Origin of the sequence: Lysinibacillus capsici, from assembly GCF_020217405.1 — a bacterium.
Lineage (GTDB): Bacteria > Bacillota > Bacilli > Bacillales_A > Planococcaceae > Lysinibacillus > Lysinibacillus capsici.
In genome coordinates, this window is sequence record NZ_CP084108.1 from 849,319 (window position 1) to 864,671 (window position 15,353).

Annotated in this window: 16 protein-coding genes and 1 other annotated feature; of the genes, 11 read left to right on the plus strand and 5 right to left on the minus strand. The window is 36.7% G+C overall.

Annotated features, from left to right (window positions below; translation table 11 throughout):
• The first annotated feature begins 307 nt into the window (after positions 1-307).
• Complete coding sequence (locus tag LCP48_RS03970) at positions 308-529, plus strand: YuzI family membrane protein (RefSeq protein WP_004227464.1); 222 nt, start codon at positions 308-310, stop codon at positions 527-529.
• Positions 530-531: 2 nt separating this feature from the next.
• On the opposite strand, the gene trpS is transcribed toward LCP48_RS03970, so the two are convergent.
• Positions 532-1,521 carry a tryptophan--tRNA ligase gene (gene trpS / locus LCP48_RS03975; protein ID WP_004227460.1) on the minus strand — a complete coding sequence of 330 codons (990 nt, stop codon included), beginning with the start codon at positions 1,519-1,521 and terminating at the stop codon, positions 532-534.
• A gap of 115 nt (positions 1,522-1,636) precedes the next feature.
• Positions 1,637-1,858 (minus strand) — a binding site (T-box leader).
• Positions 1,859-2,349: 491 nt separating this feature from the next.
• On the opposite strand from trpS, the gene spxA reads away from it, so the two are divergent.
• The 4 genes from spxA to pepF all read left to right on the plus strand — a co-directional run bounded on the left by spxA (position 2,350) and on the right by pepF (position 7,029).
• On the plus strand, positions 2,350-2,745 hold the full coding sequence (gene spxA, locus LCP48_RS03980; RefSeq protein ID WP_025116803.1) for a transcriptional regulator SpxA: 396 nt from the start codon (positions 2,350-2,352) through the stop codon (positions 2,743-2,745).
• 433 nt (positions 2,746-3,178) lie between these two features.
• A complete protein-coding gene (gene mecA / locus LCP48_RS03985; protein WP_004227456.1) occupies positions 3,179-3,847 on the plus strand; it encodes an adaptor protein MecA in 669 nt (222 codons plus the stop codon).
• A gap of 194 nt (positions 3,848-4,041) precedes the next feature.
• On the plus strand, positions 4,042-5,160 hold the full coding sequence (locus tag LCP48_RS03990) for a competence protein CoiA (protein WP_004227454.1): 1,119 nt from the start codon (positions 4,042-4,044) through the stop codon (positions 5,158-5,160).
• Positions 5,161-5,211: 51 nt separating this feature from the next.
• Positions 5,212-7,029 carry an oligoendopeptidase F gene (gene pepF, locus LCP48_RS03995; RefSeq protein ID WP_004227452.1) on the plus strand — a complete coding sequence of 606 codons (1,818 nt, stop codon included), beginning with the start codon at positions 5,212-5,214 and terminating at the stop codon, positions 7,027-7,029.
• Positions 7,030-7,416: 387 nt separating this feature from the next.
• Here the strand turns inward: pepF and LCP48_RS04000 are convergent, their stop codons facing one another.
• The 4 genes from LCP48_RS04000 to LCP48_RS04015 form a co-directional block, all read right to left on the minus strand.
• A complete protein-coding gene (locus tag LCP48_RS04000; protein WP_004227450.1) occupies positions 7,417-8,226 on the minus strand; it encodes a DsbA family protein in 810 nt (269 codons plus the stop codon).
• A complete protein-coding gene (locus LCP48_RS04005; RefSeq protein ID WP_004227447.1) occupies positions 8,219-8,626 on the minus strand; it encodes a globin domain-containing protein in 408 nt (135 codons plus the stop codon). Before LCP48_RS04005 ends, LCP48_RS04000 begins: the two co-directional genes overlap by 8 nt.
• Before the next feature lie 220 nt (positions 8,627-8,846).
• Positions 8,847-9,605 carry a lytic transglycosylase domain-containing protein gene (locus tag LCP48_RS04010; RefSeq protein ID WP_009374145.1) on the minus strand — a complete coding sequence of 253 codons (759 nt, stop codon included), beginning with the start codon at positions 9,603-9,605 and terminating at the stop codon, positions 8,847-8,849.
• Positions 9,606-9,633: 28 nt separating this feature from the next.
• Positions 9,634-10,221: a CYTH domain-containing protein gene (locus LCP48_RS04015; RefSeq protein WP_004227442.1), complete on the minus strand. Its 588-nt coding sequence runs from the start codon at positions 10,219-10,221 to the stop codon at positions 9,634-9,636.
• Between the two features lie 126 nt (positions 10,222-10,347).
• Between LCP48_RS04015 and LCP48_RS04020 the strand changes: the two genes are divergently transcribed.
• From LCP48_RS04020 to LCP48_RS04045, 6 genes are all read left to right on the plus strand, one after another.
• Positions 10,348-10,731 carry a UPF0738 family protein gene (locus LCP48_RS04020; protein ID WP_004227440.1) on the plus strand — a complete coding sequence of 128 codons (384 nt, stop codon included), beginning with the start codon at positions 10,348-10,350 and terminating at the stop codon, positions 10,729-10,731.
• 56 nt (positions 10,732-10,787) lie between these two features.
• Entirely contained in the window at positions 10,788-11,459 is a 672-nt protein-coding gene (locus LCP48_RS04025; RefSeq protein ID WP_004227437.1) for a GTP diphosphokinase, read from the plus strand.
• Complete coding sequence (locus tag LCP48_RS04030; RefSeq protein WP_004227435.1) at positions 11,456-12,250, plus strand: NAD kinase; 795 nt, start codon at positions 11,456-11,458, stop codon at positions 12,248-12,250. The genes LCP48_RS04025 and LCP48_RS04030 overlap by 4 nt, the downstream gene beginning before the upstream one ends.
• Positions 12,225-13,160, plus strand: coding sequence for an RluA family pseudouridine synthase (locus tag LCP48_RS04035; protein WP_225340733.1), 936 nt, complete (start codon positions 12,225-12,227; stop codon positions 13,158-13,160). The genes LCP48_RS04030 and LCP48_RS04035 overlap by 26 nt, the downstream gene beginning before the upstream one ends.
• Positions 13,161-13,477: 317 nt before the next feature.
• Positions 13,478-14,854 (plus strand): magnesium transporter, encoded by a 1,377-nt coding sequence (mgtE, locus tag LCP48_RS04040; protein ID WP_004227432.1) that lies wholly within the window; start codon positions 13,478-13,480, stop codon positions 14,852-14,854.
• Between the two features lie 53 nt (positions 14,855-14,907).
• Positions 14,908-15,309 (plus strand): hypothetical protein, encoded by a 402-nt coding sequence (locus tag LCP48_RS04045; protein WP_004227430.1) that lies wholly within the window; start codon positions 14,908-14,910, stop codon positions 15,307-15,309.
• Positions 15,310-15,353 lie beyond the last annotated feature (44 nt).

Genomic DNA, 15,353 nt, shown 5'->3' on the forward strand with positions numbered 1-15,353 from the left:
TCTTTATGTAGAAGTTGATTGGAACGAAGGGTGGCGACTCCTGCGGGAAAAGCGGGAAAGTCGAGATCCTGGACTGAGCGAAGCGAGGGAAGCAGCTCGACCCCGCCCGCGGAAAGCGTCCGCCCGTAGTGGAAATCAACGGCTTTACTTTATTTTATTGTAAAAGAAAAAAGACTGTGGGCAAACTCAAAATTCATTGAGTTTGTCTACAGTCTGAAACGTCAGCCAAATTTAAATGGCTGACGTCTTTTTTTATAGTTTTGTGAATAAATGATAAGTAAGAAGAAATAGAAAGGATGCCATTACTATGTTTCGTCTCTTTTTATTTTTAGTAAGTTATGGCTTAATGATCCTCTCTTTAGGGAATCTCATATTGTATTTAAATTACCGCACACTAGGTTATTCATGGAAGGTTGTTTTCAAATTTATTTTTCAAACAACAGAATTTTATATGGCGGTAGGAGCCTGTATCATCATCTGCGCAGTTGTGCTTGATTTGGGCTTTGATCGATCCTCAGACAAGCCGTAAGTTTAGCGACGTGCGCGCCCAAGACCCATAGCATCTTCCATACGTTTTAATGTAGCACTAGCAATCGCATTCGCCTTTTCAGCACCTTCATCTAGAATGACATCTAACTCTGATGATTCTACAAGATGATAGAATTTTTCTTGAATCGGTATTAAGTGTTCAATTACTGCTGTTGCTACACCCTGCTTGAATCCACCATAACCAATTCCCTCATATTTTTTGACTAAATCTTCAACGGCTACCCCTGAAATAGCTGATTCGATTGTCAATAAATTTGAAACACCTGGTTTATTTTCCACATCAAATGCAACGATGCCGTCAGAGTCAGTTACAGCTGATTTAATTTTTTTCTCAATGTCTTTCGCAGTATCTAATAAGCGGATTGTCGCTTTCGTATTTGGATCTGATTTACTCATTTTCTTTGTTGGCTCTTGTAAGGATTTAATGCGTGCGCCTGCTTTAGGTAATTGAATTTCTGGAATTGTTAAAACATCGCCAAAGCGTTTGTTAAAGCGTTCTGCAAGGTCACGAGTTAGCTCAATATGCTGCTTCTGATCATCACCGACAGGGACTATATTTGTGTTATAAAGTAGTATGTCCGCGGCCATTAGCGGTGGATATGTTAAAAGAGCAGCAGATACGCTTTCCTTACCATGTGATTTATCTTTAAATTGTGTCATACGTTCTAGCTCACCGATAGACGCAACACATTGTAACATCCATCCTGCCTGAGCATGCGCTGGCACCTCTGATTGAATAAATAAGGTCGATTTTTTAGGGTCAATGCCAGTAGCAATATAGGTAGCAGCAAGCTTTCGAATACTTTCTCGTAATTCTTTCGGATCTTGTGCAACAGTGATGGCATGTTGATCAACGATACAATAAATAGCGTTTCCTTCATCTTGTAGTGCCGGGAACTGCTTGAATGCTCCTAAATAGTTCCCTAATGTTACGATACCTGTAGGCTGTACGCCAGAAAAAATAGTTGTCATTAAAAATTCCTCCTCGAAATCAATTTCTGTAACTTGTGTCACAGCGTTGTTTTCACCTTTCCATTTGGCGATGAAGACAAAAAAACATCATGCGTCCTCATTAGATTTTTTCTAATGAAGGGACGAATGATGTTTGAATCCGCGGTACCACCCAGCTTGCCTAAAAAGGCCACTCAGCTTCGTAACGTGAAGGGACGAGCTTTGCTAATAGCTTCAAGTAGCGTTCACAAAGCTAACTCGGAAGTCCATTCCACATGCATCCACGATCTGTTTACAGCAACCACAGACTCTCTATACGTGAATTAGCATATGTACTACTCTTCGTCAGCGTTTTTCTCAATTTAAATTGTTCAAATTGATTTGATTGCAAAGAATTATATTATAAAGATTCCTTTGTGTAAAGTCAGACTTTTGACGGTGTTTTTTTTCTAGAAAAAATTATATGCTTTTTTTGTTATGTAATTTTGTTATAAATTTATAATTTTTTATTAAAAAATTGTTTAGATGTACACGTGGGATTGACAATTTTCTCGATTATTTTTCTTAAATGAGAACAACTGAGCTATCTGTTTAGATGTTTAAAATGCTTTAAAAATGGGAATGGTAGTAGTAGCACATAAGTTTGAAGAAAATACACCATATTTGAAAGCTGTATAAATAGACAGAATATTTATGGATAGGTTCAGATTTTTTTTATTGGAACTATATTCAAATACAGCGGAGTACTGTATAATGGTACTGTGTATTTTACATTACATTAATTCTAATTTAACACATTGGTTCTGGTTTATAGATAATGATTTAGAAATGAAAGGATGTGTCAGAATGATCGTAACCCTATTTACATCACCAAGTTGTACCTCTTGTCGTAAAGCGAAAGCGTGGTTAGAGGAGCACGAAATTCCATATACAGAACGTAATATATTTTCTGAACCGCTTAGCATAAGTGAAATAAAAAAAATTTTACGTATGACGGAAGACGGAACTGATGAAATTATTTCCACTCGTTCTAAAATATTCCAAAAATTAAATGTGGACGTTGAAAGCTTACCATTACAACGTTTATATGAGTTAATTCAGGAATATCCGGGCTTACTACGTAGACCAATCATTTTAGATGAAAAACGTCTGCAGGTTGGCTACAATGAAGATGAAATTCGTCGTTTTTTACCTCGAAAAGTTCGAGCATATCAGTTACAAGAAGCGCAACGAATGGTGAATTAAACCTTTCTATTCTGAATAATATATGTAATAGATGTTACAGATGTGGAATACATGTTGTGACATCTTTTTTTATGTTTTACTTCTGTAAAACCTTCTATAATGAAGTATAATAATTAATAGGGAAAAGTCATATATTTCCGTAAAAGTATGTTAAACTTGATTTAAGTTAAATAGTTTACTACAATTTCAATAATTCAAATATCTTCTGTGAAACGGTGTATATCCTTTTCATTTTATGACAGAACAGCATACAATAGAGTTAGAGACAACTGTGAACACAAAAATTCATGTTTGCGGTTACTCGATGGTTTTACTGTAGTGTGGTCAAAGGTTGAAAAACAAATGCAGTATGAAGGTTAAAAACAAAGAATAAAAGCATACTAATGAAACAAACTGTTTTTCGACATATGACAGTGAAGGGAGATGAGGTCTAGTGGACATCGAACGTGTAAATGAAAATACACTCAAGCTCTTTATTACGTACAATGATATAGAGGATCGCGGCTATAGTCGTGAAGAAATTTGGTACAATCGAGCAAAGGGTGAACAACTTTTTTGGGATATGATTGATGAAGTAAACACGGAGGATTATTTTGATGTAGAGGGTCCGATTTGGATTCATATCAATGCATCTGAAGTAGGCTTAGAAATCATTGTCACACGTGCACATATTTTAAAAGACGGTGAAACATTAGATGGTCATTCGAATTTTGATGAACACAAAGATATGTTTGCACCATTCGATGAAGTTGGAGAGGATCTTCTTAGCCAACTAACTCAATTTGGTGACATGGATGAGTCAGAATTATTTATGGATACAGACATTTATGTTTATAAATTTAAAGATATTGATGAGTTAATCCCTGTCGCAAAACGAATGACAGACGAATTAGTGGATTCCTCATTATTCAAATATGAAAATTGGTACTATCTAGTTGTTGATTTTGGAAACGCAGATGAGGATTTAAATCGTCATGATAGAAATGCAGTTATCAAGGAATTTTTAACACCATCCAATTTTACAATTCATCGTCTAGAGGAGTACGGTGAAAAAATTATGGAATTCAATTGCTTTGAAACAGTTCGAAAATACTTTGCATAGGCAATGAAACACTAATTATTTTAGACTGTAGTGAAACTCGTAAATGAATCGAGTTTCGCTACAGTCCTTTTTTATGTTTTCAACATCGCAGAGTTCTAAATAAGAGCGCATTTTTAAAATTTCAAGAAAAAACTGCTTTATTTTTGTTTGTGAAAATCCATTCTATTATAGTTGACTAAAAAGGAGCTGATACTATGCTGATTGCCTATAACAATCAACAGCAACTATTTATCCCCTATCAATATACGAGGAAAGCTTTACAGCGATATAGGCAGCACATGAAATTTTATTGTCCTCAATGTTTAGAACAAGTTCAATTGAAAATAGGTAACTATAATATTCCCCACTTTGCTCACTTCACAAAAAATCAATGTTCACAGCTATTCGCAGAAGGTGAATCTAAATTACATTTACAAGGTAAAGTGCAATTATATGAGTGGCTCCAAAAGCATGGACATCAGGTGGAACTAGAACCATATTTAAAGGAGCTTTCTCAGCGCCCAGATTTGCTTGTTACACGCGATAAGGAGCAGTTTGCAGTTGAATTTCAATGTAGTACAATCTCTCATGAAAAATGGCACCAACGAACAATGGGCTATGAAAGAAACGATATACAAGCAATTTGGCTTTTTCAAACTCCCCAAAGTAAAGAAGCCGTCAATGGCATCAGAAAAATTAGAATCTCTCCATTGCTGCAAAAAGCGTTTATAACGACAACGGATTTACCATATTTACTGACGTACAATGCGGTGACTGCCCAGTTTGTTTATTGGACGAATCTTCTTCATGTTCACGGGCATACTTTCATAGGTAAAGTACAGAAAATTTCGATCGATCAACAATATTTCCCATTTTATAGACCTCAACGTATTACCCAAGAAGAATTTCAACGCTATTGGCAGCTCTATAAACAGGCTTGTAGGCAATTTGCGTATAGTCGTCTTATACATAGCAAGAAGGGGGCACAAGATCCATTTTTACGTAATTGCTATGAATTAAATCTGTCTCTTACTGCTCTGCCACCATACATTGGAATTCCAGTGAAAGAAGGCGCAGCTATCCCTTTGTTTACGAGCGAATGGCAAATACTGCTGTTTTATTTTAGTAAACAATTAGGACGTCTTCCATTTGAATTAACAAAAGGGCAGATGGAAAACTTTTTATGCAAGTATCAGCTAGAAGTAACCGAACAAGCACTAAGAGCTATTCAAAATTATGGGTATCTTCTTAAGCGTATGCAACATGAGGATGGTTTACTAGATAATTGTGAGCAAGTCTATGTACATTTATTTGCAATTGCCACAATATACTGAGAAAATATGAGAGTAAAAGGAAAAAAGCACATATAAAGGGGGCTGGCATATATGGCTAGTAACAGTAATCAGGTTTTGGTTAGAAAAGAAGTACCAGAAGAATTAACATGGCGCTTAGAAGACATCTTTGCAACAGATGAAGCTTGGGAAGAGGAATTGAAGGAGGTTGCAGAGCATGCTAAACAAGCACCTAGCTATGCAGGTACTTTAAATAACGGGGCAGAGGCATTATTAGCAGCTTTGCAGTATCATGATCATATATATGAACGTGCAATGAAGCTCTACACATATGCTCATATGCGCTATGATCAAGATACGACAAATGGCTTTTATCAAGATATGAACAGCCGTATTCAAACATTGGCAACGAGTATCTCAGCTGGCCTTTCCTATTTAACGCCAGAAATTCTGACATTAAGTGAAGAAACGATTGAACGCTACTTAACAGAAAATCAAGACCTACAACTATATAAACAATCTTTAAAAGAAATTACAATGGCACGTCCACATGTATTACCAGCCGAACAGGAGGCATTGCTAGCGCAAATGTCTGAGGTGACAGGTACGGCTTCGAATACATTCAGCATGTTAAACAATGCCGATATGGTATTCCCTCATGTGAAAAATGAAGAGGGAGAAGAAGTACAACTTACGCATGGTAATTATATCAAGTTTTTAGAGAGCAAGGATCGCTCTGTACGTGAAGGCGCATTTAAAGCTATGTACGAAACATATGGCAAGTTTAAAAATACGTTTTCGGCTACACTAACTGGTAATGTGAAGAAGCATAATGTAAGTGCTCGAATTCGTCATTATGAATCTGCACGCCACGCTGCCATGTCTAATAACTTCATTCCTGAGAATGTTTATGATCAGCTGGTGGAAACAATTCATAAGCACTTACCAGCTATGCAACGTTATATTTCGTTGCGAAAGAAATTATTGGGTGTAGACGAATTGCATATGTGGGATTTATTTGCGCCACTAGTTAAAGAGGTGGAAATGAAAGTCTCTTATGATGAAGCGAAAGATATTTTAGTAAAAGCTTTAGCTCCGTTAGGGGAAGAATATCAAAGCATCGTTCAAAACGGACTGGATAACCGTTGGGTCGATGTTTTAGAAAATAAAGGGAAGCGTAGTGGAGCCTATTCTTCAGGCGCCTATGGTACAAATCCGTATATTTTAATGAATTGGCAGGACAATGTGAACAATCTATTTACATTAGCACATGAATTTGGCCATAGTGTTCATAGTTATTATTCACGCAACAACCAGCCATTTGTTTATGGAGACTATTCTATTTTTGTGGCAGAGGTTGCTTCTACTTGCAATGAAGAGTTATTAAATGACTATTTACTGAAAACAATTGATGATCCACAACAAAAAATATACTTATTAAACCATTGGCTAGATGGCTTCAGAAGTACTGTATTTAGACAAACAATGTTTGCGGAGTTCGAACATCTTATTCATCAGATGGATAAGAACGGTGAATCCTTGACAGCAGATCGTTTAACAGAAGTTTACTATGAATTAAACAAAAAGTACTTCGGTGATGATATGGTGGTAGATGAGGAAATCGGCTTAGAATGGGCTCGTATTCCACACTTCTACTATAATTACTATGTTTATCAGTATGCGACTGGTAAATCAGCCGCTACAGCATTAAGTAAACAAATATTAGAGGAGGGTGCACCAGCTGTAGAACGTTATATTAATAACTTCTTAAAAGCGGGATGCTCTGATTTCCCTATTGAGGTATTAAAGGCAGCAGGCGTTGATATGAACGAAGCTAAGCCAATTGAAGATGCATGTAAAGTATTTGAAGAACGTTTAAATGAATTGGAAAAATTATTGTTAAATAACTAATTAAATGGGCTATAGGAATGTTCCTATAGCCCAATTCTTTTTATAAACACCATAAATTGAAAGGAAAGAATAATGTTTTTTTTTGATTTCTAAATAGTTTAAAAGTGTACATCTTGGAAAAATACTGTTTGTAATCGCTTTCTATTTGACAAATTTGTGAATCTAGTATTGGTTTCATTGCTAAATATATTATTCCATGATAGAGTAATTCTTGTGAAATAAATCACAAAACAAACATACACCCCTTTGTTTGAACGTGAACATTTCTCCCATCCCCTTTGTGAAAAAGAAGCGTCTCTATCGGTCGAGGATAGAGGCGCTTCTTTGTATTTTGCGTTATCTTGAAAAAGGGACTCCATCATGATGATTGGAGTCCCTTTTATTTTATTATTTAAGACGCCATAACGTAGCGTGAGTAGTCTGGATTCGTTCGATCTTTTGTTGCAGCATACGTTTCTTTAGTTCACGCTCTGCTGCTTGCTCTGTTAATGAATAGATAAAAGCTATTTCATTTGTAGAAAGAGTATGGAATTTAGAAAATAAGTCCTCTATTGATGGTAAAGGCTGACGGACAAGCTGTTCGTTCAGCATTTCTTGTAAAATATGTTCATAAACTTCATAGGAATAGCTACCACTAACTTTTAGTCCCTCATCTTCGATACATTCATTGAAAAATACGATACTTGGTACTTCATCTACTTCCATTTCGCGTTTAATATATAAATCGCATTGGAAAGCACGTGCTGCCTCTTTTGAACCAAAGTCAACAGTAAACTCATTCATATCGAGTTGAACATCCTCAGCTATTTTTAAAAGCGTTGCATAGGAGTTTACATCTTGATGACTTAATAATACGTATTCTTGTAGTTTCGATAAATAACGCGCACCTGCACGTTTCCCCTGCAATTCAGCTGCTTTAATAGCGATAGAAGGTAAAACAGGATGATTAATATCAAGTTCGATTCCTGAAATACAGCCTTTGACACGTTTACTTAAGCAATTTAAAGAGGTAAGTTCTGTACTTAAAACAAAGCGCCATGTGAAGTAATGGTTGTATTCAAGCTGTAATTTACGAAGAGTTGCTTGCATACTGAAAGCTTCTGGGCAAAGTGGATCTACGAAAATATACAATTCAATTGGCTTGTTTGCAGTAGAAATCGTTGGCGTTGGCTCTTGCAACATTTGAATATTATTCACGTAACAATTCCCCCTCATCGTCATTTGGCGTATTAACCATGTGATGAGCTGTTAATACTAAACGTTGATAATAAGTTTCACGGAACTTCCCTTCCAAACCTACCTCATCCATTGCTTCTGACATACACTCTAGCCAAGCTTGAGCGCGGTCAGGTGTAATAGGAAAATTCATGTGACGCGCACGCATCATCGGATGACCATGCTCCTCAGTAAAAAGATTTGGTCCCCCTAAATACTGTGTTTGAAATTGAATTTGTTTACGGGCTGTTTCTGTTAAATCCTTTGGAAAGATTGGAATAAGATCAGGATGCTGAGCAACTCTTTTATAGAACGCATGAATGAGTTCTGACAGTTTTTCAGCTCCCAGCTCCTCATAAGGAACAGTGTATTTTCGACTCATAAGTTATATGCTCCTTTAATTCTTTATATCGTAAAGTACCATATTGTATACTTCATCCTCATCAAATTGTGAAATTCTTGTGACTACCTTCATTCTATCAACGTCTTTTCGTTAACACAAACAAAGAGCTCTTTCGAATTGCTGTTCGCTACAAAAGCACAAATTTCACCACTATGGGTGAAATTTGTTGGAAATGACATAAATAACAGGAAAGATGCGATTACACTGTAAAGTAATTCATCACTTTTTTGACATAATTCTGTGTTTCTTTGAAAGGAGGGATCCCTCCATATTTTGTAACACGAGATGCGCCAGCATTATAAGCTGCTAATGCTAGTGTAGGGTCATTATTAAACTTATCGAGCATTTGACGCAAATATTTTGCACCAGCCATAATATTCTGCTCTGGATCAAAAGCGTTAGTCACACCCAAATATTGTGCTGTTTTGGGCATGAGTTGCATTAAACCTTGCGCCCCCGCATGGCTTACTACAGTTGGATTAAAATTAGATTCTTGTTTAATAACTGCTGCGATAAGCTTCGCGGGTATCTGATAAGTAGCGGCCGCTTTTTCAATAATGGCAGTATACTCATTTGATCCTGCTAGTGAATTGGCATATGCTGTAGAGCCTATTACATCGTCTGAAACATAGGAATCAAGTTTGTTAGTAGTATATGTGTTTGCTAAAGCTTGTTTGACTGATTCAGGTATAAACACCGCATTAGAGCCTTTGTAAAGTAATGACTCTAATGGACTTTGCTCCAAAGTAGCCAATGCATTGACGAAATTTGAATTATTTGCTGTTCCTGTAGCAAGCAAGCTTGATAATTTAGCATTACTTGCTGTCGAAGTTTCTCCTAATAATTCGTTAATCATGTCAGAAAAAATAGACTCATTGTCTGTGGGTGAACTTTCGCTTGATCCAAGTGTTTGCAAAGCTCGAATTTCTAGTAAAGATTTGAATGATTGAATATCCAAGGAGTCAGACACCTTCCTTTTTCTACTTTTATAAATTTTGTGCTTTTAGTGCCTTCATAAAACGAGCAATTTTTTTATCAGTTGGTTGCTTATCAATACCATATTGTTGTAAAAATTCGTCGAAAATTATATTTCCTTTTATTGCATCTTTTGCTTCATATTCTACCTCATAATCGTCGCACTGCAAATAGAAAGAATGATCAAAAACAAGAAGTCCCTCTTTGTAGGGAATTTCGACACGATCTGTAGTGAGAGTACCAAATACATGCAATTGTTCTAAAGGAATGTTATGAAGCGCTAATCTTTTACCTACCTCTTGAGCATAAAATCCCTTGCCATCTAACATTTGTTGCGCCTCTATGGCTGTTATTTCATCCGTCGTTTCAAGGTGAGCATGCTCAGCGTTTTTTTCTTTAAGCGTACATTCGTAATAATCACCAATTTGTCTAATACGAAGCCCACTTTGTAGTTTGCGAATAGCTTGATTAGGTGTATCAAAATAATGATTTGCTTGACGATGAATAGCATTTTGGCTAATGTGGAACTCTTGTAATAATTCCTCGTATTGCTGTTTTGTTAATAGATTTTTAAATTCAATCTCAATTTCTTGCGTCATTTATAGTCACCTATTTATTTTTTATTTTTCATCCGTTGTTTCGCTTGAATTAATATTTACACACTGCAACTATTTACCCTGTGTGCTAAAATAAGAGGAAGAGTACAACGAAAAGGGGAACCGCATGTGCGTAAAATTTATACAATAGATACATCGAATTTTGAACAGGATCAACTTCATTTTAGTTTAAACGACAATGAAGTAAATTTACAATTAAAACCTGCTGGACAACTCATTGCAGATTCAGATGATTTTGCATTCATTTATTTACTTGATGCAGGTGAAGACTATCATTACTTGCGTTTTCCACCGAGTAGTTGGGAGAATCTTGTACATATTTTACAAAAAGGGAAAAATCCATTGCTACGAATAGGTGAAGAAGTGATTGAACTGACAAATTTCTACGAGGAATTAGAAATGCTCGTGTATAATATTGAAGGAAATTACAATTATGGGGCAGAATTTGTCCAAGCAGTGGAACAACACTTCAAGGCTATTCTCGCTGAATAGAAAGACAAAACGAACAGACGGTGGTGTTCGATACCGATTGTCGGGAGGTTTTTACAATGGGACAATGGGAAATTTTTTTAAGTCCTTATAAACAAGCAGTAGACGAATTAAAAGTAAAATTAAAGGGCATGCGTTCGCAATTTGGTATTGTTAATGCCAATTCGCCAATTGAATTTGTCACAGGACGTGTCAAGCCTTTAGCAAGTATATATGACAAAACGTTAGAAAAAGGACTAGCTTTTGAGCCTTCTAAACAACTTGGTGATGAACTTGGCGATATTGCTGGCCTTCGGATTATGTGTCAATTTGTTGATGATATTTCAACGGTAACTGAGCTAATTCGTCAGCGAAAAGATATGCGTGTAGTGGAAGAACGCGATTATATTACACATAATAAGCCTAGTGGTTATCGCTCATACCATATGATAGTGGAGTATCCTGTTGAAACAATTCAAGGAAAAAAAGTAGTATTAGCGGAAATACAAATCCGAACACTAGCTATGAATTTCTGGGCTTCAATAGAGCATTCTTTAAATTATAAATATAAGGGGATGTTCCCAGAAGAAATTAAGAATCGTTTGCAAAGTGCTGCGGAGGCAGCATTTCGGTTGGATGAGGAAATGTCATCCATTCGTAGTGAAATTCAAGAGGCACAGGCCTACTTTAGCGAATATAAAGAAGCATCGAATCCTAATTTACTAACGGAGAAGGAGCGTGACGCACAATGAAATTTTCGATTCAATCACGTAGAGATGCACAATCCAACGAACTGATGGAACTTGCTAAAACCTATTTACAGGATTTTGGCTTGACCTATGATGAAGAGACGCCAGAAATTGTTGTTTCGATTGGAGGAGATGGCACACTATTGCATGCCTTTCATCGATACTCTCATTTATTAGACCAGGTAGCCTTCGTTGGTATCCATACAGGGCATTTAGGATTTTATGCGGATTGGAAACCATCTGAATTAGAAAAATTAGTTTTGTCCATTGCTAAAAAGGATTTTAATGTTGTGGAATATCCACTGCTGGAAGTAAGGGTAGAGCATCATAATGCCGAATCCAATACGTATCTTGCTTTAAACGAAGCAACCGTCAAATCACCAGATGTTACACTTGTGATGGATGTTGAGTTAAATGGCAATCAATTTGAGCGTTTCCGTGGCGATGGTCTTTGTGTATCCACTCCTTCGGGTAGTACGGCTTATAATAAAGCACTAGGTGGAGCCATCATACATCCTACACTAGCGGCACTCCAAGTCACTGAAATTGCCTCAATTAATAACCGCGTTTTCAGGACAGTAGGATCGCCATTAATCTTGCCAGCACACCATCATTGTGTATTGCGTCCTGTAAATGAACAAAATTTTAATATGACTGTTGATCACTTGCAAATTACTCAAGGTGATGTGAAAGCCATAGCGTTTAATGTAGCAAATGAAAGAGTACGTTTTGCCCGTTTCCGACCATTCCCATTTTGGGAGCGAGTGCATGAATCATTTGTTGCAAATGAATAACGTGGATACAAGATTTACATTACAATTTGAGGCGAAGAAAAATGGCCAATTATTACGAGAGGCACTTCAAGAGTGGCGTATTTCTAAGCGAGCTCTAACAGCTATTAAGTTTGATGGTGGCATGTTGACTGTGAATGATGTCGAACGTAATGTGAGACATATCCTGCAAGTTGGAGATTGTGTGAAAGTAACGTTTCCTCCCGAAGAAAAAAGTGAAGGGCTTGCTATTGAGCATGGGGATTTGACCATTGTATATGAAGACGATGCCATCTTAGTGCTCAACAAACCAGCCCATCAAAGTACGATACCCTCACGAGAGCATCCAACCAACAGCATTGCAAATTTAGTTTGTGGCTATTTTCAGCAACAAGGATTGGCCTCTACGGCTCATATTGTTACAAGGCTAGACCGAGATACATCAGGTTTACTATGCATAGCTAAGCATGCTCATATTCATCATTTAACAGGGCTTGCTCAACGTAAGAGAGAGATTTCAAGACAATATGAAGCCATTGTACATGGACATATCGAACAAAACTTTCAATCGATTATAGCTCCGATTGGTCGTAAAGAAGGTAGTATTATTGAAAGAGAAGTACGGGAAGATGGGCAATATGCACATACAGATGTAAAGGTTCTGAAGCGTTTTTCACTGGGAGCTGAACCAATGACACATGTACGACTTCAACTGCATACAGGGCGTACACATCAAATTCGCGTGCATATGTCGCATCTTGGACATCCACTTGTAGGGGATGACCTTTATGGTGGTAGTCGTCTTCAAATTGATCGACAAGCATTACATTGTGTATCTTTAAGTATGGAACATCCTTTAACAAGTGTGCCATTACACTTTACAAGTATGCTAAATGAAGACATGCAAAGATTACTGAAGGAATCTTCTGCATAAATTTTTGATAAAAGGAGGTGTTCGCGCAAACGAGCATCTCCTTATCATTTTTTGATTTAGGTTAAACCGCGTATTAGAGAAGTAGATTATTTTTACACCTTATTCATAACAAAGTGACAAAGGTAAGGTATAGTAAAATAGGATCGTCATGATTTTAGGCGTAATATTGAAATTTATAAAAATCTGCCCAATTGCTCATAAATATAACTTAAAAAAGAGTTTGCAGAAAAGGTACATTACACTCTATTATATAGAAGGTAGATTTACGGCAGGCATTGCCCGTAAAATGATTGAAAGCTAGGAAGGAGGGGACAAGCATGATAGAGGAAAGAAATGAAAAGGATGATGTGCAATTTGATGAGGCACATCTACGAGAAATGCTAGAAGCACATAATATTGAAGCATTCCGTGATGAGTTTTTAGAACTTCATCCATATGATCAGGCAACGTTTTATGAAAAGGTGGAACCTGATATAAGGAAAATCATCTATTCGTTCTTGTCTCCGACAGAAATGGCTGATATTTTTGAGGCAATCGATATTGAAGATGATGAGTATAAAGCATATCTTGCTGAAATGGATCAATCATACGGTGCAGAAATGCTATCTCATATGTACGCAGATGATGCGGCAGATGTCTTAAATGAACTGGATACAGCACAGCGCGAAAGCTATTTAGAAATGATGGATGAAGAAGCGGCAGAAGATATTAATGAACTACTAAGCTACGATGAATATACTGCTGGTTCTATCATGACCACTGAATATGTCGCTATACCAGAAAATTCAACAGTTCGTTCAGCTATGGCCATATTGCGTAAAGAGGCACCAGATGCAGAAACTGTTTATTATATTTTTGTAGTGGATGAAGAACATCGTCTGACGGGTGTTATATCGTTACGAGATTTAATCATTGCAGACGAGGATACACTTATTCGTTCTATTATGAATGAGCGTGTCGTAATGGTACATGTAGGCGATGACCAAGAAGAAGTCGCGCAAATTATGAAGGATTATAATTTCTTAGCGACACCTGTTATTGATGATAAAGGAGAATTACTTGGTATTATCACGGTTGACGATATTATTGATGTTATTGATGAAGAGGCTTCTGAGGATTACTCTAAATTAGCCGGTATTTCGGATATGGATAAATTTGATGTAACACCATTCCAAGCGGCTAAAAAACGTTTGCCTTGGCTAGTAGTTCTACTGTTTCTAGGTATGTTAACAGCTAACCTAATGGGGCAATTTGAGGATACATTAGATAAGGTTGCCTTACTAGCGGTCTTTATTCCATTAATTTCAGGAACTTCAGGTAATAGTGGAACACAGGCATTGGCCGTGGCAATTCGAGGGATTGCAACAGGTGATGTAGAAGAACATAGTAAATTTAAGTTACTATTACGTGAAGCAGGTACTGGCTTAATGTCAGGCATTGTTTGTGGATTAATTGTTATTGGGATCGTTTATTTTTGGAAACATGAACTTGTCCTAGGTATGTTAGTAGGGGCAGCACTTTGTGGCTCTATTTTAGTGGCGACTTTAGCTGGTTCATTTATTCCATTGTTAATGCATCGACTAAAAATAGACCCTGCTGTTGCATCAGGACCCTTTATTACTACTTTAAATGATATTACAAGTATTTTAATTTATTTGGGCTTAGCGACAGTTTTCTTAAGCCAAATAGGCTAAGAACCAATTTGCTTACTTTCGCATATTGTATGGAAAAAAGGGAAGTGAGTAAAGTGGATCAAGAACCACGCTTGTTTATAAAATCACCATCATATTTTTTAAATATTTCTAAGGTGTTACATGAACTTGATTTGGATGAAAGTACATCTGTCTATGTGAAGGACAATATGTTCGATGAGCAAATAGTTGAAGAAAAAAATGAGATAGTAGATGATGTACAAATAGATCCTTATTTACTGAAACAGCTCCAATTTTTAGAAAAACCATTTCGTCAGAGAGCCTATCAGCCATTATTAGTTTGTTTAAAGGATGGTAGAAAATTAACTGGGACAGCTTCAGATGTACAGAATGATTCTTTAATGCTCACATCATTAGAATTGAAAATACAGGAGATCATTCATTTTGAAGATATACAGCAAATACTTTGGCGAGGAAGAAAATTGCCAACTTTATAAAAAAAGTGTACAGCAGAGGATGCTGTACACTTTTTTTATGTGTG

What these genes read in the sequence shown, in the direction of transcription:
- LCP48_RS04015 (WP_004227442.1), bottom strand. Translation starts at nt 10,221, where the DNA reads ATGACGCAAGAAATTGAGATTGAATTTAAAAATCTATTAACAAAACAG.
- LCP48_RS03990 (WP_004227454.1), top strand. Translation starts at nt 4,042, where the DNA reads ATGCTGATTGCCTATAACAATCAACAGCAACTATTTATCCCCTATCAA.
- trpS (WP_004227460.1), bottom strand. Translation starts at nt 1,521, where the DNA reads ATGACAACTATTTTTTCTGGCGTACAGCCTACAGGTATCGTAACATTA.
- LCP48_RS03970 (WP_004227464.1), top strand. Translation starts at nt 308, where the DNA reads ATGTTTCGTCTCTTTTTATTTTTAGTAAGTTATGGCTTAATGATCCTC.
- pepF (WP_004227452.1), top strand. Translation starts at nt 5,212, where the DNA reads ATGGCTAGTAACAGTAATCAGGTTTTGGTTAGAAAAGAAGTACCAGAA.
- LCP48_RS04035 (WP_225340733.1), top strand. Translation starts at nt 12,225, where the DNA reads ATGAATCATTTGTTGCAAATGAATAACGTGGATACAAGATTTACATTA.
- LCP48_RS04025 (WP_004227437.1), top strand. Translation starts at nt 10,788, where the DNA reads ATGGGACAATGGGAAATTTTTTTAAGTCCTTATAAACAAGCAGTAGAC.
- LCP48_RS04030 (WP_004227435.1), top strand. Translation starts at nt 11,456, where the DNA reads ATGAAATTTTCGATTCAATCACGTAGAGATGCACAATCCAACGAACTG.
- LCP48_RS04005 (WP_004227447.1), bottom strand. Translation starts at nt 8,626, where the DNA reads ATGAGTCGAAAATACACTGTTCCTTATGAGGAGCTGGGAGCTGAAAAA.
- mgtE (WP_004227432.1), top strand. Translation starts at nt 13,478, where the DNA reads ATGATAGAGGAAAGAAATGAAAAGGATGATGTGCAATTTGATGAGGCA.